Source organism: Undibacterium sp. GW821-FHT11H02 (assembly GCF_058808015.1).
In genome coordinates, this window is sequence record NZ_JBXARG010000011.1 from 42,813 (window position 1) to 60,451 (window position 17,639).

General features: G+C 45.8%; 16 protein-coding genes. 15 read left to right on the forward strand and 1 reads right to left on the reverse strand.

Annotated elements, in window-relative coordinates; genetic code table 11:
- Window positions 1-2: 2 nt before the first annotated feature.
- The 5 genes from holA (at window position 3) to AC1RR2_RS12400 (ending at window position 5,256) form a co-directional block, all read left to right on the forward strand.
- On the forward strand, window positions 3-1,022 hold the full coding sequence (holA, locus tag AC1RR2_RS12380) for a DNA polymerase III subunit delta (RefSeq protein ID WP_493222569.1): 1,020 nt from the start codon (window positions 3-5) through the stop codon (window positions 1,020-1,022).
- Window positions 1,023-1,199: 177 nt separating this feature from the next.
- Window positions 1,200-2,486, forward strand: a complete 1,287-nt coding sequence (locus AC1RR2_RS12385; RefSeq protein WP_493222570.1) for a glutamate-5-semialdehyde dehydrogenase — start codon at window positions 1,200-1,202, stop codon at window positions 2,484-2,486.
- 26 nt (window positions 2,487-2,512) lie between these two features.
- A complete protein-coding gene (locus AC1RR2_RS12390) occupies window positions 2,513-2,935 on the forward strand; it encodes a CopD family protein (protein WP_493222571.1) in 423 nt (140 codons plus the stop codon).
- A gap of 280 nt (window positions 2,936-3,215) precedes the next feature.
- Entirely contained in the window at window positions 3,216-3,821 is a 606-nt protein-coding gene (locus AC1RR2_RS12395) for a 2-hydroxychromene-2-carboxylate isomerase (protein ID WP_493222572.1), read from the forward strand.
- Between the two features lie 214 nt (window positions 3,822-4,035).
- Window positions 4,036-5,256: a THUMP domain-containing class I SAM-dependent RNA methyltransferase gene (locus AC1RR2_RS12400; protein ID WP_493222573.1), complete on the forward strand. Its 1,221-nt coding sequence runs from the start codon at window positions 4,036-4,038 to the stop codon at window positions 5,254-5,256.
- Window positions 5,257-5,397: 141 nt separating this feature from the next.
- Here AC1RR2_RS12400 and AC1RR2_RS12405 read toward each other — a convergent pair whose 3' ends face one another.
- The gene (locus AC1RR2_RS12405) at window positions 5,398-5,991 is read right to left on the reverse strand and encodes a hypothetical protein (RefSeq protein WP_493222574.1); all 594 of its coding nucleotides are present in this window, start codon (window positions 5,989-5,991) and stop codon (window positions 5,398-5,400) included.
- Between the two features lie 313 nt (window positions 5,992-6,304).
- On the opposite strand from AC1RR2_RS12405, the gene AC1RR2_RS12410 reads away from it, so the two are divergent.
- From AC1RR2_RS12410 to AC1RR2_RS12455, 10 genes are all read left to right on the forward strand, one after another.
- Window positions 6,305-7,777 (forward strand): NAD-dependent succinate-semialdehyde dehydrogenase, encoded by a 1,473-nt coding sequence (locus AC1RR2_RS12410; RefSeq protein WP_493222575.1) that lies wholly within the window; start codon window positions 6,305-6,307, stop codon window positions 7,775-7,777.
- Window positions 7,778-8,334: 557 nt separating this feature from the next.
- Window positions 8,335-9,552 carry a multidrug effflux MFS transporter gene (locus AC1RR2_RS12415; protein ID WP_493222576.1) on the forward strand — a complete coding sequence of 406 codons (1,218 nt, stop codon included), beginning with the start codon at window positions 8,335-8,337 and terminating at the stop codon, window positions 9,550-9,552.
- A gap of 584 nt (window positions 9,553-10,136) precedes the next feature.
- Entirely contained in the window at window positions 10,137-11,147 is a 1,011-nt protein-coding gene (locus tag AC1RR2_RS12420; protein WP_493222577.1) for a porin, read from the forward strand.
- A gap of 211 nt (window positions 11,148-11,358) precedes the next feature.
- Window positions 11,359-11,898 (forward strand): DUF3016 domain-containing protein, encoded by a 540-nt coding sequence (locus AC1RR2_RS12425; protein ID WP_493222578.1) that lies wholly within the window; start codon window positions 11,359-11,361, stop codon window positions 11,896-11,898.
- Window positions 11,899-12,287: 389 nt separating this feature from the next.
- Window positions 12,288-13,049: a tRNA (guanosine(46)-N7)-methyltransferase TrmB gene (gene trmB, locus AC1RR2_RS12430; RefSeq protein ID WP_493222579.1), complete on the forward strand. Its 762-nt coding sequence runs from the start codon at window positions 12,288-12,290 to the stop codon at window positions 13,047-13,049.
- Between the two features lie 104 nt (window positions 13,050-13,153).
- Window positions 13,154-14,350 carry an MGDG synthase family glycosyltransferase gene (locus AC1RR2_RS12435; protein ID WP_493222580.1) on the forward strand — a complete coding sequence of 399 codons (1,197 nt, stop codon included), beginning with the start codon at window positions 13,154-13,156 and terminating at the stop codon, window positions 14,348-14,350.
- Between the two features lie 56 nt (window positions 14,351-14,406).
- Window positions 14,407-14,898, forward strand: a complete 492-nt coding sequence (locus AC1RR2_RS12440) for a hypothetical protein (RefSeq protein ID WP_493222581.1) — start codon at window positions 14,407-14,409, stop codon at window positions 14,896-14,898.
- Between the two features lie 295 nt (window positions 14,899-15,193).
- Window positions 15,194-15,625: a GntR family transcriptional regulator gene (locus AC1RR2_RS12445; RefSeq protein WP_493222582.1), complete on the forward strand. Its 432-nt coding sequence runs from the start codon at window positions 15,194-15,196 to the stop codon at window positions 15,623-15,625.
- Window positions 15,626-15,717: 92 nt separating this feature from the next.
- A complete protein-coding gene (locus tag AC1RR2_RS12450) occupies window positions 15,718-16,674 on the forward strand; it encodes a TraB/GumN family protein (protein ID WP_493222583.1) in 957 nt (318 codons plus the stop codon).
- A 70-nt stretch (window positions 16,675-16,744) separates the two neighbouring features.
- Window positions 16,745-17,611, forward strand: coding sequence for an ABC transporter ATP-binding protein (locus tag AC1RR2_RS12455; RefSeq protein ID WP_493222584.1), 867 nt, complete (start codon window positions 16,745-16,747; stop codon window positions 17,609-17,611).
- Window positions 17,612-17,639 lie beyond the last annotated feature (28 nt).

Genomic DNA, 17,639 nt, shown 5'->3' on the forward strand with positions numbered 1-17,639 from the left:
CTATGCAATTACGTTACGACGCTATCGATGCTCATCTCGCCAAAGGTTTGGCGGCGATCTATGTCATCTCTAGCGACGAGCATTTGTTGGTGCAAGAAACCGCCGACAAGATACGTAAAATCACCAAGGCGCAGGGTTTTTTAGAGCGTGAAATACTCACAGTTGAACGTTACTTTAAATGGGGTGAACTACTGGCAGCGAATCAATCGCAATCTTTATTCGGCGATAAAAAACTGATCGACCTGCGCATCCCAACGGGCAAGCCAGGCAAAGATGGCGGCGCGGCTTTACAAGAATATGTACGTGATCTTTCGCCCGATAACATTACCTTAATTACCTTACCTAAACTCGATTGGGCAACGCAAAAAGTCGCTTGGGTCACGATGTTGCAACAAGCGGCGGTGTACATCGACATTCCGCTAATCGAGCGTGTCGCTTTGCCGAATTGGATAGGCCAAAGATTGTCCGCGCAAGGACAAAGCGCCGATCGTCAAAGTCTGGAATTTATTGCCGACCGCGTAGAAGGCAATTTACTCGCAGCGCACCAAGAAATACAAAAATTAGGACTGCTGCATCCACAAGGAAAACTCAGCTTCGAAGTCATCCATGACGCCGTTTTAAATGTCGCCCGTTACGATGTTTTCAAACTCAACGAAGCGATGTTAGTCGGCGATGTGGCGCGCTTAGTCAGAATGTTAGATGGACTCAAAGGTGAGGGTGAAGCCCTGCCTTTAGTCTTGTGGGCGATGGCAGAAGAACTACGCACACTACTCAAATTAAAATCCGGCGTCGCACAAGGACGTCCACTTGGGGCACTCTTAAAAGAGTACCGTATCTGGGGGCCAAGAGAAAAACTCATGGAGCCAGCACTACGTCGCGTCAGTTTGGCGACCCTACAAGCAGCACTACAAGACGCTGCGCAAATCGACAAAATGGTTAAGGGCTTGCGTGCACCAAAGTTTGCAGGCGATGCTTGGGACGCTTTGTTGCACTTGGGTTTGCGAGTCGCTAAGGCAAATTAACGCTTCGCCAAATCGCTTATTTGGGCGCATCGCGTTGTTGCTCATGCTCGCAATATCGACATATAAGGTGGAGTTGTAATGCATGCTGAGCGCCTAGCGCTGCATCCCAATTAAGCAATTTTGCGAAGCTTGACGACAGTGGGTCATTCAAATAAATAGAATTAAAGTGTTCTGAACATGAGCGTTGATAAAAACACCGGCGACATCGCCAACTACATCCAAATCCTAGGCCAACAAGCGCGTTTGGCATCCCGCGCGATGGCAAAGGCAGACACGGCCACTAAGAATCAAGCCTTGTTGGCGATAGCGACAACGATACGTCGTGAAGCACCAGCTCTGCGCACAGCGAATGAACTCGACTTAGCTGCGGCCAAAGCATCCGGTATGGACGCCGCGATGTTAGATCGTCTTGCATTGAGCGATAAGGCCATCGCCACGATGGCAGAAGGCTTAGAACAAATCGCACGCTTGTCCGACCCTATCGGTGAAATTTCGAATATGAAGTATCGCCCATCGGGCATACAAGTGGGGCAAATGCGGGTACCGCTAGGTGTGATCGGCATCATTTATGAAGCGCGACCCAATGTGACCGTGGATGCAGCAGGTCTGTGCATCAAGAGCGGCAATGCGACGATCCTGCGCGGCGGTTCTGAAGCGATTAATTGCAACCGTGCCTTGGCGAATTTAGTCAAAGAAGGTTTGCGCGCAGCAGGTTTGCCGGAACAAGCCGTGCAGGTGGTCGATACGACGGATCGTGCAGCCGTCGGCGCTTTGATCACGATGCCTGAATACGTCGATGTCATCGTGCCACGCGGTGGCAAAGGCCTGATAGAACGTTTGATACGTGAGGCAACCGTGCCTATGATTAAACATCTGGACGGTATCTGCCATGTTTACATTGATGATAAAGCTGATATTCAAAAAGCCGTTGATATAGGCTTTAATGCGAAATGCCATCGTTACGGCACTTGCAATACCATGGAAACTTTATTGGTGGCAGAAGGTATTGCGGCACAAGTCTTACCAAAACTAGCAGATTGCTATCTGAGCGAAAAAGTCGAATTACGTTGTGACACGCAAGCTGCACAAATCTTGCATGCGTATCCGCATCTGGCAACAGCGCAAGAAACAGATTGGTCTACTGAATACTTAGCGCCGATTCTCGCAGTGAAAATTGTTGCTGACATGGCGGCAGCTATAGAGCATATCAATCATTATTCATCCAAACACACAGAATCGATAATCACCGAAGATTACAGTCGTGCCATGGCATTTTTGCGCGAGGTTGATTCGGCGTCAGTCATGGTCAACGCCTCGACCCGCTTTGCCGATGGCTTTGAATACGGCCTCGGTGCGGAGATTGGCATTTCTAATGATAAACTGCATGCACGCGGACCAGTTGGGCTGGAAGGTTTAACTTCGCTCAAGTACGTAGTCTTCGGCCATGGTGAAGTTCGCAAGTAAAGCAAAATAATTAGAAAGTTATCCCTATGTTATACGTCAAAGCATTTCATATCGTTTTCATCGCCTCTTGGTTTGCAGGCTTGTTTTATCTGCCGCGCATATTCGTGAATCTGGCAATGGAAACCCAACAGTCCAGTGTAGAAAGATTACTACTCATGGCGCGAAAGTTGTATCGCTTTATGACGATACTGATGATCCCAGCTTTGATCTTGGGATTCTGGTTATGGCTAGGCTACGGTATAGGCAAAGGTCCAGGTAATGGCTGGATGCACGCAAAATTAGCGATAGTGATTTTGCTAATCGGCTATCACCACGCTTGCGGTAGCATATTGAAGAAATTTGAAAATGGGCAAAACAAGCGTAGCCATAAATGGTTCCGTGTGTTTAATGAAGTGCCAGTTTTAATGATGATTGTGGCGGTGATTTTGGTCGTAGTGAAGCCATTCTAAAATTCGTGGTTTGACGGTGGATGGGGCTACCCCATAGGCACTAACCAAAAGTCTAAAACCATTAACCACAGAGGCACAGAGGTTTAGAGAACAAACAGAGAAAAAATTTTCTTAGGGAATTGAGAGAAATTTAGCTATCTCTTGCCTTTCTTGATATCTCCGTGTCTCTGTGTTGAGGGGTTTTAGTTTTTCCTTTCGATTTTGGTTCGCGCCTATGTGGGGCTACCCGCGATTGATGGTAGGTGAGTGTATTAATTAACTAATCTGTGGAGTGTCTTGCATGAGCAAAGTTTGTGATTACTATTTCGCCCCACATTCACCTTGGTCTTACCTGGGCCATCAACGTTTCATCGATATCGCAGCAAAACATAAAATTAAAATAGCGATAAAACCCTGTGATCTCAGCCGTGTGTTTGCCGCTTCAGGTGGTTTGCCTTTAGCCAAGCGCGCACCACAAAGACAGGCATATCGTTTGATTGAGTTGCAACGCTGGAGTGATTTTTTGCAAGTGCCACTGCATGCGCAACCACAGTTTTTTCCAATAACACCTGATCCGGCAGCGCGTTTGATTATTGCGACCCAGATCGCACATGGCAACGAAGTTGCCTTAAATTTGTCGACCGCGATCATGCGTGCGATGTGGGCAGAGCAAAAGAATATCGCCGATGAAGCGACGTTAATTGGCTTAGCTTGTGATGCTGATTTAGATGGAAAACAATTAGTGAAATCAGCGGAAACTTCCGCAGTACAAAACGATTACGATCGCAATACCAATGACGCGATCGCCGCGAATGTCTTCGGTGCCCCTTGGTATGTGTACAAAGGCGAAGGCTTTTGGGGGCAGGATAGATTAGATTTTCTTGAGCGTGTGTTCGCAGAAAAATGAATGAATCTAAAACCACTCAACACAGAGGCACAGAGGAAAAGAGGCTCACAGAGAAAATCAAGTAAGTCGCAAGATTTACTCCAGCTTTTCTCCTTTACTCTGTGCCTCTGTGTTGAGAGGTTTTGTGAAGTAAGCAGTCAATATTAATTAGTAAGCCCTCTGGACACGCAGCGTGTTCAGAGTTTTTAAAACCATGACGGAAAAAAGGTCCCCCATGAAAACACGTTATTCCTATTTTTGCCCATGCCCACGCGGCTTGGAAACTGCTTTAGCAGAAGAACTCAACGAGATCGCCGATCTGAAATCACCGAAGACGATTCATGTGCACACCCAAGTGCCAGGCGGTGTGCATTTTTCGGGTGAAATTACTGATGCCTATCGCGTCAACTTGCATTCACGTATCGCTTCTCGTGTGCTGCTGCGCATGGCGCATGGCGGTTATACCAACGAGAACGATATCTACGATATGACGCTGGAACAACCGTGGGAAGATTGGTTTGGTTATCACCACACCATCCGCGTCGATGTCACCGCAGTCAAGTCACCGCTCAAGAGTTTAGAGTTCACCACGCTTAAGATCAAAGACGCGATCTGCGACCGTTTCCGCGATCAATTCACACAACGTCCATCGGTCGATACCAAACAACCAGACATGCGCATCGTTGGCTTTTTAGATGCACACAACTTCACGGTTTATCTCGATACCTCAGGCGAAGCATTATTCAAACGTGGCTGGCGTTTAGAAACTGGCGACGCACCTTTGCGCGAAAATCTCGCTGCAGGTTTGCTGCGCACGTCTGGCTGGAAACCCGGCGTACCTTTGTTCGATCCTATGTGCGGCTCAGGCACCATCCTGATCGAAGCAGCCCAAATGGTGGCAGGCATTCCACCTGGCATGCGTCGCGAATTTGCTTTCGAAAAATTCGGCAGCTTTGTCGAAGAAGAATGGCAAGACATTAAAAACAGCATACGCGCTAATCCATTGCCAACGGAACCAAGCATTTTCGGCAGCGACATTTCCGGCGACATGGTCAGCATGACGCGCAATAATTTGAACAAAGCCGGCATCAAATTCGAAGTGCCGCTAAAGCAAATTGAAGCACAAGAAATCAAAGCGCCGACTGAGCAACCAGGTATCTTATTGACCAATCCACCGTACGGCGAACGTATAGGCGTGCGCGGTGATCAAAGCTTCGAACCGGACGATTTAGCTCGCGAATTTTTCGCAGCCTTTAGCAGCACACTGAAGCAACGCTTTGCCGGCTGGAGCGTATTCTTGTTCACTGCGGATTTGGGTTTGCCAAAACTCTTGCGCTTAAAAGAATCACGCAAAACACCGTTCTTCAACGGCGCTTTGGAATGTCGTTTATTCCGCTTTGATATGGTGGCGGGATTTAATCGTAGAGAAGCGGCTAAGCCAAAGGACGCTGAGTAATTTTGATTTTCGTAGGTGCGAATAGCGTAGTGTATTCGCACGTATGGATTCCTTGAGATAGCTCATGTTAAAACGTGCTTCTCTACACTTCGATCAATATGAACAACGAACATGCGTGCGATTACGTTTCACTAATCGCACCTACGGCGCTTTTCTTTGCTGGTCACTTAAATTTGCTAGTGAGCTTTTTTTTGTTTTTTGCATTATTAGAATGAGTACCATGATTAGTACTAGTGTCCCCCAAGGGTAAAGATAGTTTACCACCCATGTTTTCTCAAACATTGGAAGATTATACCCAAGAACTATACAAGGACTTCCGATGACAATAACGCCAGCGATTGTTGAGCCTCGACCTTCTTTAGTTGTTGCAAACACTAGGACTAATAGCATAAGCCAAGGTAAGCTTTGAAAAAATATGCGTTCGAATTTATGTGATGAGAAACTTGGTTGAAAATTGAATTCGATTGGATTTTTTTCGGATTCACTCATTACTCGAACAAAATATTTCTTTCCCGGCGAATTTTCCTGTGTTGAACTTACCTTCTTTTCTAGTTCAATGATTGCTTCAATCACTTTCAATTCTTCGGTAATTCTCTTAAGTTTGAAATGACTTGTATAAGCTTCAAAAAAAATGAGACTACAAATTATGGAGATAGTGAGAAAAATAACAAATGTGAATCTTCCCCATGTGAAATTCTTAAAAAGACTTTCAAAGAAGCTAAATATAGTTTCCATTTTTGGAATCTCTCCTGACAAGCTAATTTGTGATTAATGGAACATAGCATGTTGATGAAAAATTGGCAACAACAACTCAATTCTTAATTCGTTGTTATTGAAGATTGGTATTGCTATTTTAAATCTGAAATTTATAAATAATTTATCTCATAATTTGTAAAGTGATTACTGTGTTCTTCCGAGCAACATACACACATTTGGCGTATCCTTACGTCTTTTCATACAGCATGATAGTTGTGCGCGTTTACTCAGCGCGATTACTTTTTTGCTCGCTATTTCATCGCCCTCGAATTCGTCTCATTGAATGAACGCCATGACCATCTACACGCGCCCACAACTCAAAGACAACACTCTAATCCACGAGCTAGCCTTCATCCAAAACAACTGGATAGAAACACCCACAAAATTCACCGTCCACAACCCAGCAACAGGAGTCTTGATTGCCGAAGTGGCGAACTTGGATATCTCGCATGCACAAGATGCGATTCACGCGGCGCAAACCGCCTTGCCAGCCTGGTCCGGCTTAACCGGCAAAGAGCGCGCTAACATTTTGCGTAAGTGGTTCGATTTGATCGTGGCGAATGCGGATGATTTAGCTGCGATTATGACGGCGGAGCAAGGTAAGCCTTTGGCGGAAGCGAAAGGCGAGGTTTTGTATGGCGCGAGTTTTGTTGAATGGTTTGCGGAAGAGGCGAAACGGGTTACAGGTGATGTGTTGGCGTCGACTTGGGCGGATAAACGGACGATGGTGTTGAAGCAGCCTATTGGTGTGTGTGCGGCGATTACGCCTTGGAATTTTCCTTTGGCGATGATCACGCGTAAGGTAGCGCCGGCTTTGGCGGCGGGTTGTCCGATAGTGATTAAGCCTGCGGAGCAAACGCCTTTGTCAGCTTTGGCCTTGGCGGATTTGGCATTGCGTGCTGGTATGCCTGCTGGTGTGTTGAATGTCGTGACAGGTGATGCTGAGCAATCGATTGCGATAGGTCGTGTGTTGTGTGGCAGCTCAGTGGTGCGGCATTTGTCCTTTACCGGTTCGACGCCAGTCGGTCGTATTTTGATGCAACAATGCGCGCCGACTTTGAAGAAACTCGCTTTGGAGTTGGGTGGTCATGCGCCGTTTATTGTGTTTGAAGATGCCGATGTCGATGCCGCGGTAGAAGGTGCTTTGCAATCGAAGTTTCGTAATGCTGGACAAACCTGTGTTTGCACCAATCGTTTCTATGTGCACGAGTCTTTGTATGAAGAATTTTTAGAAAAATTTGCACTGGCAAGTAAGAAAGTGAAAGTCGGTGACGGTACCGAACTTGGTGTTAAACAAGGTCCATTGATTGATCAGCAAGCTTTGGACAAAGTGCAAACACATGTGGCCGATGCACTGGAGCAGGGCGCTCGTCTGATGGCGGGTGGTAAGCCACATGAAAAAGCGGGATTATTTTTTGAACCAACCATCATTGCTGACGTCAATCATCAGATGCTGGTGATGCGTGAAGAGACTTTCGGTCCTGTGGCGGCAGTCATGCGCTTTAGTAGCGAAGAAGAAGTGATCGCGGCTGCCAATGATACGGATTTTGGTTTGGCGGCGTATTTCTATTCGCGCGATATTGCTAGGGTTTGGCGTGTCGCTGAAAAATTGGAATACGGTATGGTAGGTGTGAACACTGGTTTGATCGCCAATGAAGTGACGCCGTTTGGTGGTGTTAAGCAATCCGGCCTGGGGCGAGAAGGTTCTAAATACGGGATGGATGAGTATTTGGAAATGAAATATGTTTGTTTGGGCGGGATGTGATTTTTTTCAATTCCCTTCCCTTTTCAGTCAGGCATAAGGGGCACTGTTATCATGGTATGGATATAAAATTGTAGGGCGGGTGTAACCACATAGGCGCTAACCAAAATCAGAAAGTCAAAACCAAAACCTCTCAACACGGAGACACAGAGGCGCAGAGAAAGGCAGGAGAAGGCTAATATTATCCAATTTTCTTCAGCTAGACATTTCCTCTGTGCTTTCTCTGTGTCTCTGAGCCTCTGTGGTTAGTGGTTTTAGAGTTTGGTTAGCGCCTATGGGGTGAAACCTGGCCGCTAGAACATCGAGTGTCTATGCAGCGCGGGTTTCACCCGCCCTACGAGATAGCTTAACTTAATGGTTTTGGCGGTTCGAAACCCATCCCCATCCCAGCCTTCCCTTTGAAGGGGAAGGAGCTTCAGCAACAATCAAATAATGTTGATTTGAGGTTGGCAACTAATAGTTAGCAATTTTTAGTAATCATTCATTAGCAATCAGTAGCAGTTATTCGTAATTCTTCAGAATTTGTTTTGCGTAAAATGAAAAAGAACAGAGAGTAGGCGATGCATTCCAAAATTAAATTGAGTAACGCGGGGCTAGCAACTTTACTCGCTGCCTTGTCGATGCTGGGGCCTTTTTCTATAGACGCCTATTTGCCGGCTTTCTCTTCGATACAGACTAGCTTGCATGCGTCGTCGATTGAAGTGCAGCAAACTTTGACGGCGTATATGTTGTCATTTGCAGTGATGACCTTGTGGCATGGTGCTTTGTCGGATTCTTTTGGTCGTCGTAATGTGGTGCTGGTTGCCTTGGTGGTATTTGCCATAGCTTCATTTGGTTGTGCCTCTGCGCATAGCGTGCATTATTTGTGGGGCTTTCGCATTATGCAGGGTGTGGCTGCTGGCGCTGGGATGGTGATAGGCCGGGCAATTGTGCGTGACTTGTATTCGGGTGCGCCTGCGGAGCGATTGCTGTCTTTGGTGACGATGATCTTTTCAATTGCGCCGGCGATTGCGCCGATTATCGGTGGTTGGGTGGTATCGCATTCGGATTGGCGTACGATTTTCTTGCTGCTGTTTGGCTATACCGTCGTGTTATTTATTAGCTGTTATAAATTCTTGCCAGAGTCCTTGCCAGTCGAAAAGCGCCAACCCTTTAATGTGGAATTTTTGTGGCGTAGCTATGGCGATGTGTTTAAGTCGCCAGGTTTTCATTTTATGGCGGGTACGATCGCTTGTAATTTTGCTGGGATATTTTTGTTTATCTCTTCGGCGCCAGCGTTTGTCACGCAACATTTGAAACTCGATGCGCAAAGTTTTGGCTGGCAGTTTGTGCCTATGGTCGGTGGTATCTTTCTGGGTTCATTGGCTGCCAATCGTTTGGCTGGACGCTTGACCATTCCTAAACAAATCAGTATAGGATTTATGTGTTTGATGGGTGCTGCTACGGCAAATGTTTTGTTTCATTTCTTTTCAGCGCCGATGTTGCCGTGGTCAGTTATACCTTTGTTCTTCTATGCCTTTGGTATGTCTATCGTGTTCCCAGGGGCGACCTTGATGGTCTTGGAGTTGTTTCCGAATATCCGTGGCATTGTGGCTTCATGTCAGTCCGCTTCCGTGACTTTGCTCAGCGCCTTTGTTGCAGGTGTGATGGCACCCGCCTTGGATCATTCAGTGTTGTCGCTGGCTTTAGGTCAATTCGGTTTTGCAGTGATGGGATTGATACTTTGGTACAGTGGTCGGGCTTATCATCGCGCTCGTAGCAGAGCCGGGCACCAATAGGAATATGAGCAATGTGCTCGCATTAACTCTTCATCTCCTTAGGAATCGTTGATACAAGAAAATGCTGCGACGCGGTATTCTCTTTGTCAGCTGAATTTCTGGCGAATCTCGAATTGATGACATTGTTTTTGCATGTCATCAATTCTGTCACAAACAAGAATTGAAATGACGCCATGCTGGTCACGCGGCTGTTTTCAAATTTATTTCGCTCTTGTTTCATTCTGATCCCACGTGATTTAAAAAATATATGAGGTCATCAAGTTGTCATTTTTGATGGCTACACTGCGCACTGTCATTGGATCGCTGTGTTGGTTCAAGGCTTTAACCCAGATATTCCATTGGGCGCACCTGCGGTGCTATTTGTGCTCTGACGGCGCATTTTCGGTCATTTTTGCTGCTCTTCGTTGTCAATAGCTCGCTATTGACGCCTCATTCGCAACAAAACTGCCTCGAAAATGCATCCATCATCATCACAAATCCCAATGGAATATCTGGGTTCAAACAAAGACTTGTAGACCGTTTTTGCAGCAGGTTTTTATGCATTGCAGCAAAAAATAATTTTTTAATTTTCTGGAACGTAAACTATGAAAAAATCAATTCTTGCACTGGCACTGTTGGGTGCATTCTCTAGCGCTGCTATGGCGCAATCTTCTGTCACTATTTACGGCATTATTGATGCTGGTGTGGCGTACAAAGATGCAGGTGCAGGCAAGCTCACTTCCTTGGATAGCGGTTTGAATTCCACATCACGTTTGGGCTTCAAAGGTACTGAAGCTTTGAGCGGTGGTTTGAAAGCAAACTTCAATTTAGAAATGGGTTTGAAAGCAGATACAGGCGCGAATGATGCTGCGATCTTCGCACGTGGCGCATGGGTAGGCTTGTCAGGTGAAGATTTTGGTTCTGTGAACTTTGGTCGTCATAAATCCCTGACTTACATCTACGGCGCACAAATCGATCCATTCATGGACGGTTTGTTGGGTAAGACTGATTTGATGTTCAAGATCAACAACGTACGTGATAACTCTATCACTTACACATCCAATAGTTTCAGTGGCTTCTCCGTTGCTGCGCAATATGGTTTCGGCGAAAAAGCTGGCGATGCAACTGCCAATCGTGTGACTAGCGTTGCTGCTTCTTACATCAATGGCCCATTGAACGCAAACATCGTTTGGGATCAATTGAAAGATGCTAACGGCAATTTGGCTATCGGCGGCGAAAAATTATTAGCTGGCGCTTCTTACGATTTGGGCAAAGATTTCTACGGCGTGAAATTGAACGCGATGTACGAAGAAATCAAAGGCTCGACCAGCTTGACTAATCTGAAAGAAACCAAAGAACAGTTGTACATGGTTGGTGGTTCTATTAAAGATGGCGCTAACACATTTATCCTCAGCTACACTGATTCCAATGTAAAAACCAGCGTGAATGCAAATTCTAGCCGTATCGCTTTGGGTTACACATACGATTTGTCTAAGCGTACTAATTTGTACGCTTCTGTGGCAAACGTTAAAAACGAAAAGTCAGTCAAGACCTTGGCAGATTTGAACGGTGCAACAGCACGTTTGTTCAACGTAGGTATTCGTCATAAGTTCTAAGTCAGGCTCAAAAGCTTTACTTAAATTTTGACAAAAAACTGCCTGTGCATTTTTGCCAGGCAGTTTTTTTATGTAAAAAATTGTCGGAAGTTTGCAGAAACTTTGTTAGTAAACTGTAAAAGCACTTGTTCCTGCAATGACTTACACTACAATGCAGGCATTAGGTCAGCACGACCTGGTTTAATTTTGTTTTGTAATGTGAGGTGTCATCATGAAAAAACTTGTATTGACTTGCTTATCAACATGCTTGTTCTTGAGCGCATTTCCTAGCCTGGCTCAGGCTGGCGATGCTAAGTTAACATGGGGAAATCTGGATAATTTCAGTGATATTAGTCCAGGCTATGAACTTAAAGACGCTTTTCGTGAGCGCTTAATGAAAGAATTTGGTTTGGTGTTTTCAAACTATGCGAAGAAGCTGCCAGACGGTTATCAACTAGATGTCACAGTGACTGATGTTGATTTGGCGGGTGACGTTCGTCCGTCTATGTCCTCAGTCAATCACATTCGATTTATGACTTCAATTTATTGGCCACGCATGAAATTTCATTATGAACTGCGCAACGATAAGAATGAAGTCGTTAGTGTAGGTGACGAAGAGTTGCGCGATATGGATTATTTAGGCCGGGTGCGTATACCATCAGGTCATACCAGCTTTGAATATGAAGAAAAAATGATATTGGATTGGTTTAGAAAACAGACACACGCTGGTGTTTTTCCATCTAAAGACATGAAAGCTGTCGCAGCAAAGTAATTATCGATAGTTTTGGCAGTAAATAATTTTTAAAAGGCTGATCTTTAAGTAGGTTGGCCTTTTTTTTTTGCGCCCATAGTAATTTGTCAGGTTTGCCAATTGTCCCTTAAGCCACGTAAAATGGCGGTTTTTTGAAGTAAACGCGCTTTAATTTTTGCTCATTGTCTTGAAGCGGGATTTTCCATCAGGCGCGCCGAAGGCGCATTTTCGGTCATTTTTGTTGCTCTTCGTTGCCAATAGCTCGCTATTGGCGCCTCATTTGCACCAAAATTGCCTTGAAAAGTGCATCCCTCGTCATCTCAAATCCTGATGGAAAATCTCGGTTGAACAAGACTAGCGCGAATGCAGTCATTGCATATTTACTTTATCCATCTTCCTTCTACTCGATTATGTCCACAGATAAACCACAAACAGACGTGCAAGCGACTGACGCTACTGCCGTTAATGTTGAACACGAAGCCCGCAAAGCGCTTTTTTATGATCCAACAGAACATCGCATACGTAGCTTCGTAACCCGTGCAGGACGTTTGTCGGATGCGCAGGCAAAGGCGATCGCAACTTTGGGGCCTAAGTTCATGATCCCTTACCAAAAATCCTTGTTGGATGTCGATGCCGCATTCGGACGTCATGCGCCAACGGTGTTTGAAATTGGTTTTGGCATGGGGGAGACCAGCGCGACAATCTCAGGTTTGATGCCGGAGAAAAATTTTATTGGCGTGGAGGTGCATACGCCAGGTGTCGGTAGTTTGTTGAAATTGACCGATGCGGCCGGTTTGCAAAATCAGCGCATTATTCAACATGATGCCTATGAAGTGTTGACCCATATGATTGCACCAGCCTCTTTGGCGGGCGTACACGTGTTTTTCCCTGATCCCTGGCATAAGGCGCGCCACAATAAGCGTCGTTTGATACAAGGTCCTTTGGTCGCCTTATTGGCATCGCGTTTGCAAGTGGGTGGCTACCTGCATTGCGCTACGGATTGGGAAGAATATGCGGTGCAGATGTTAGAAGTGTTAAGTGCCGAACCGACTTTGAAAAATACCGCGGATGGCTATGCGCCACGTCCTGATTATCGTCCTGTAACCAAGTTTGAAAATCGTGGTTTGAAACTGGGGCACGGTGTTTGGGATTTGGTGTTCGAGAAGAAGTAAGTTGGCTTGCTCTATTGCTGATGAAGTCGCATATGCTTGGCATTGATCCTTCATCAGCATCTTGTCACAAGCCTGTAATCTAGCCTTTGTATTATCTGCCGCATATGGCAGATATTCTAGAAACCTCCGGTAAAAAAATCCTCATACTCAGTGTTTCCGCAGGTGCCGGGCATGCCCGTGCCGCCGAGGCGATACGCGCCCATGCAGCGCTGCATGATCCAGGCAGTACGGTAATTCATCTCGATGTGATGGATTATGCGACGGCCGGATTTCGCAAAATCTACACAGACTTCTATATCAAACTCGTCAACAAGGCTCCGACACTTTGGGGCTATCTGTATAACTTCACTAATGAAGCAAAGCGTGAAAGCAGCATAGAGCAATTGCGACGCTGTCTGGAACGTTGGAATGCAAAAGCGCTGCTGCGTGAAATAGAAAAATTTCAGGCAGATGCCATTATCTGCACGCATTTTTTACCCGCTGAAATGTTGTCGCGATTGATTGCCCGGCAAGAGCTGACTTGTCCGGTGTGGGTGCAAGTGACTGATTTTGATTTACATAGAATGTGGGTGCAAGAAGGCATGACAGGTTACTTCGCAGCGAATGAAGAGGTGGCATTTCGTATGCGCGCACAAGGTATCGCGGCTGAACGTATTCATGTGACCGGTATACCTATTATGCCTGCTTTTGCTAAACCTTTAGACCGACAAATCTGCGCCCGCGAGCTTGGACTAGATCCGAATCAATTGACCTTTATGGTGATGGGCGGTGGCGCTGGTTTGGGCAATATGGAAGTTCTTGCCCAGCATTTACTGAGTATGCAAGCCGATGATGAAAACGATACTGCGGCATTTCAATTAATCGTATTGACTGGTAAAAATACGCTAGCCTTACATGCCTTGCAGCGACTGGCAAAGAGCTACCCGCAGCGTTTGTTCCCATGCGGTTTTACCACGCAGGTAGAGTGCTTAATGGTGTGCGCTGATGTGATTATCACCAAGCCCGGCGGCTTGACGACTTCAGAATGTTTGGCATTGGGTTTGCCCATGATAGTCAATGCACCGATTCCCGGACAAGAAGAACGTAATGCTGATTACGTCATGGAGCAAGGAGCTGCACTCAAAGCAGTGGATAGCCTCGCTTTAGAATTCAGATTGCGTGAGCTGATAGCCCATCCAGAAAAGCTGCAAGCAATGCGAATACAAGCGCAAGGCTTGGGACGTCCTTATGCAGCGCAAGCCGTTTTTGCCTGTGTGATCGAAGATCTCGCCCAGCTAACAACTAGCCCAGTCATCGACTGAAGTGCGTCAACACCGTTAGCTAAAACTATCCAGTATCCGTAATAAGGAATGATCATATGCAAACAAGTTCGATGAATTGGAAGGCGCTATTTTTGACGGTAGTCTGGGTCAGCCTGATGGCGGTATTTTTCGCTCAGGTGGAAATACAAATTGAGGGCGGCGCTGGCTGGGCGACCAGCTTGCCGACGTGGCGCATCGAACAACACTGGCTGCTCGATATCTTTTGGGGCGGGCGTGCCATGACCGGCTATCACGCTTGGATGTTTCCATTCATCGCGATGATTTTTCATTTGCCGTTTTTCTTCTTACAAACCTGGAATTGGCGCTTACAAGCGCGGGCTTTGGCTTGCATTATGTTGTTCTGGATCGTCGAAGATTTTCTTTGGTTTATGTTAAATCCTGCATTTGGCTGGCCACGTTTTAATCCCGTAGACGTGTTTTGGCATAAGCAATGGTGGTGGGGCGCACCTAAGGATTATTGGACTTTTTCTCTGGTGGCTGTTGTTCTGTTTTGGTATTCATTTAGAGACCGATTGAAGTCTGCTTGATGTATCTAGCAATACCTACTATCAACGCGGATAAGTGCGTATTAACTCCAACGAATTAAGTAATTCAATAGATAACCCCAGTCTCTTGCGCTAAACGCGGCGGGCCTGCGTCCGCATGTACTACTTTTTCACGTCGATACTCGCTTAGATTTAAGCTCGCTTTACTTGTAGCAGCGAGCACAGTCCTCGTCTTAAACCTAACTTCTTCCCTTAAATACTTGCTAAAAAATAATACTTGAAAATTCAAATCTACTGTATTAGTATATGCATACAGTGAACTCAAGAAAACGTTCTTATGGCAATAAATCGAGATTTATCTCCTGATGTTTTTCAAATCGCGACTGGCAGTAGTGAGCCTATTTATCGACAAATGGTGGAGCAGTTGCGTCGTCAAATCTTAGGTGGGCAAATTGCAGCGGGAGATGCGATGCCATCGGTGAGGGAGGTAGCGACTGCTTTAGGGGTTAATCCTATGACTGTGTCAAAAGCCTATAGTTTGCTCGAAGGCGATGGCTGGTTGGCACGTCGTCGGGGACTCGGTATGGTGGTCGCCGAACGCGAATCGCAATTTGCTTTGGCTGAATCGCGCCTGGAGCTGATACGTCCTAGTTTGCAAAGAGTTGCCTTGGAATCGCAACAATTAAAATTGCAGCCCGAAGCAGTACTGCAATTATTTTCTGAAATTTTAATTGACGATACGAAGGATATTAACTCGACGTCGAGTTGATATCGCGAGTGTTTGTTTTTGCTTCATTGTGTTTTTTTGTTCGTTTGGTTTTATTTTCTATTTTTTAAATTCATTAGATTCTTAGGAAAATCATGATCTCTACTTTTCGACATATCAGCATCACTATTTCAAAATTGATGGTGATGAGTTTCTTGGGCTTATTTGCCTTTTTGTCTTCTGCAGCGCATGCAGAAACGCGTATCACGACCAATGACGCTAAAGCGGCAAGCGCCTCCGTATCCGCGACTCGCGGTCTCTTGTTTGAAATTAAATCGGGTAAAAATGTTGCGTATTTATTTGGATCTATCCATATTGCCAAAGCGGATTTCTATCCTATGTCGCCCAAGGTAGAGGCCGCCTATCTACAGGCTGATACTGTAGCCATCGAAGCCGATACCTCTGATGCACAGGCGGTGCAAGCCATAATGCCCAAATTAAGTTATGCAGCGCCGGACAAGTTGGAGAATCATGTGACACCGGCAACCTGGAACAACATGAAAAGTGTGTTCGGACCGGCTGTGGAACAAATGCAAGGATTTAAGCCTTTCGTCGTAACTTCGGCATTGGCAATGCAAGCTGGTATGCAAATGGGTTATGACCCTAAGCAAGGTATTGATTTGCATTTCATTAATCGTGCAAAAACGGATAAAAAATCACTGGTGGAATTAGAGAGCCTCGATTTTCAAGCCAGTGTCTTAGGCGGTTTGTCTGACGAAGAGGGCGATGCTTTGCTTTCTTCCTCTATCGACGCATTAAAAAAAGGTGAATTTTCAAAAGAATTAGACGGTATCGTTAGTTCTTGGAAAGCGGCTGATGCCGATGCTATCGCGAACTTATTTGTCGATGCAGCCAACAAGGATCCCGCATCCAAAAAAATGATGAAGATGCTGATGGATGATCGCAATGAAGGCATGGTCACAAAAATTAATAGCATGATGACTAGCGGCAAAAAGCTGTTTGTCGTTGTCGGCGCAGGCCATTTAGCTGGCGAGAAGAGTGTGGTTGATCTTCTGAAAAAGCAAGGTTTGGAAGTGAAGCAAATTCGTTAATTAAAAAGGGCTTTTTTGCCTCAATTAACTCCATTTGTTTGAACATTATTAGAATAATTTAGGACATCGTATGCACGCACCGATAAGCATTAAAGGCTTGAGTAAGCAATTCAAGCCACACAGAGTTTTGAAAAATCTGGATTGGGAAGTGGAAGCCGGTAGTATCGTTGGCCTGCTAGGTCGCAACGGTGCTGGTAAGTCCACTTTGATTGAATGTTTATTGGGCTTGCGTGATGCCGAACCCGAGAGTGAAGTGCGCTTGTTTGGCGACGATGTCTGCGATTTATCCGAAAGCACCAAAGCAAAAATTGGTTATGTACCGCAGACCAGTGATTTGTTTGAATGGCTAACACCACGTCAGATGTTGGCGTATTTTAAAGCTTTGTACCCACACTGGAATGACGCTAAAGTTGATCATTTGATGCAACGTTGGGATCTGCCTTACGACAAGATTATCAGTAAATTCTCTGGTGGACAAAAACAACGCCTGTCCATTATTCGCGCTTTAGCACATGACCCTGAATTATTGATTTTAGATGAGCCCGTTGCCAGTCTCGATCCTGCTGGTCGGCGGGACTTTTTGCGAGAAATTGTGGACAGCGTCATAGGCCAAAATACGACTATCGTTTTTTCTACCCATATCCTGTCTGATCTGGAGCGGGTCGCAATGAAAGTCGCCTTTTTGTCGAATGGCAGAATCGTCCATCAACAAATGCTCGATGACTTGATGGAAGTGAGCTTACAGGTGACCGGACCATCTGCCATCGTCTCCCAGCTTGGTCCGCAAAAAACCTTGCAAAGCACCATTTTGAATGACGGTAATACAAGGTTACTGGGGCAGTGGAGCGAAGCACAATGCAGTCAAATCATGGCGCGTAGTGATCTGAAAGTCGAGCGGCTGAGTCTCGAAGATTTGTTCATAGAAATGACGAAGTAGTCGATAAACCAGAGAAGCTGATCAGTTC

Bases quoted from the DNA above. Each gene is read 5' to 3' on its own strand.
- AC1RR2_RS12390 (WP_493222571.1), top strand. From the start codon at position 2,513: ATGTTATACGTCAAAGCATTTCATATCGTTTTCATCGCCTCTTGGTTT.
- holA (WP_493222569.1), top strand. From the start codon at position 3: ATGCAATTACGTTACGACGCTATCGATGCTCATCTCGCCAAAGGTTTG.
- AC1RR2_RS12405 (WP_493222574.1), bottom strand. From the start codon at position 5,991: ATGGAAACTATATTTAGCTTCTTTGAAAGTCTTTTTAAGAATTTCACA.
- AC1RR2_RS12400 (WP_493222573.1), top strand. From the start codon at position 4,036: ATGAAAACACGTTATTCCTATTTTTGCCCATGCCCACGCGGCTTGGAA.
- AC1RR2_RS12440 (WP_493222581.1), top strand. From the start codon at position 14,407: ATGCAAACAAGTTCGATGAATTGGAAGGCGCTATTTTTGACGGTAGTC.
- AC1RR2_RS12410 (WP_493222575.1), top strand. From the start codon at position 6,305: ATGACCATCTACACGCGCCCACAACTCAAAGACAACACTCTAATCCAC.
- AC1RR2_RS12395 (WP_493222572.1), top strand. From the start codon at position 3,216: ATGAGCAAAGTTTGTGATTACTATTTCGCCCCACATTCACCTTGGTCT.
- AC1RR2_RS12420 (WP_493222577.1), top strand. From the start codon at position 10,137: ATGAAAAAATCAATTCTTGCACTGGCACTGTTGGGTGCATTCTCTAGC.
- AC1RR2_RS12415 (WP_493222576.1), top strand. From the start codon at position 8,335: ATGCATTCCAAAATTAAATTGAGTAACGCGGGGCTAGCAACTTTACTC.
- AC1RR2_RS12455 (WP_493222584.1), top strand. From the start codon at position 16,745: ATGCACGCACCGATAAGCATTAAAGGCTTGAGTAAGCAATTCAAGCCA.
- AC1RR2_RS12385 (WP_493222570.1), top strand. From the start codon at position 1,200: ATGAGCGTTGATAAAAACACCGGCGACATCGCCAACTACATCCAAATC.
- AC1RR2_RS12435 (WP_493222580.1), top strand. From the start codon at position 13,154: ATGGCAGATATTCTAGAAACCTCCGGTAAAAAAATCCTCATACTCAGT.
- AC1RR2_RS12450 (WP_493222583.1), top strand. From the start codon at position 15,718: ATGATCTCTACTTTTCGACATATCAGCATCACTATTTCAAAATTGATG.
- AC1RR2_RS12445 (WP_493222582.1), top strand. From the start codon at position 15,194: ATGGCAATAAATCGAGATTTATCTCCTGATGTTTTTCAAATCGCGACT.
- AC1RR2_RS12425 (WP_493222578.1), top strand. From the start codon at position 11,359: ATGAAAAAACTTGTATTGACTTGCTTATCAACATGCTTGTTCTTGAGC.
- trmB (WP_493222579.1), top strand. From the start codon at position 12,288: ATGTCCACAGATAAACCACAAACAGACGTGCAAGCGACTGACGCTACT.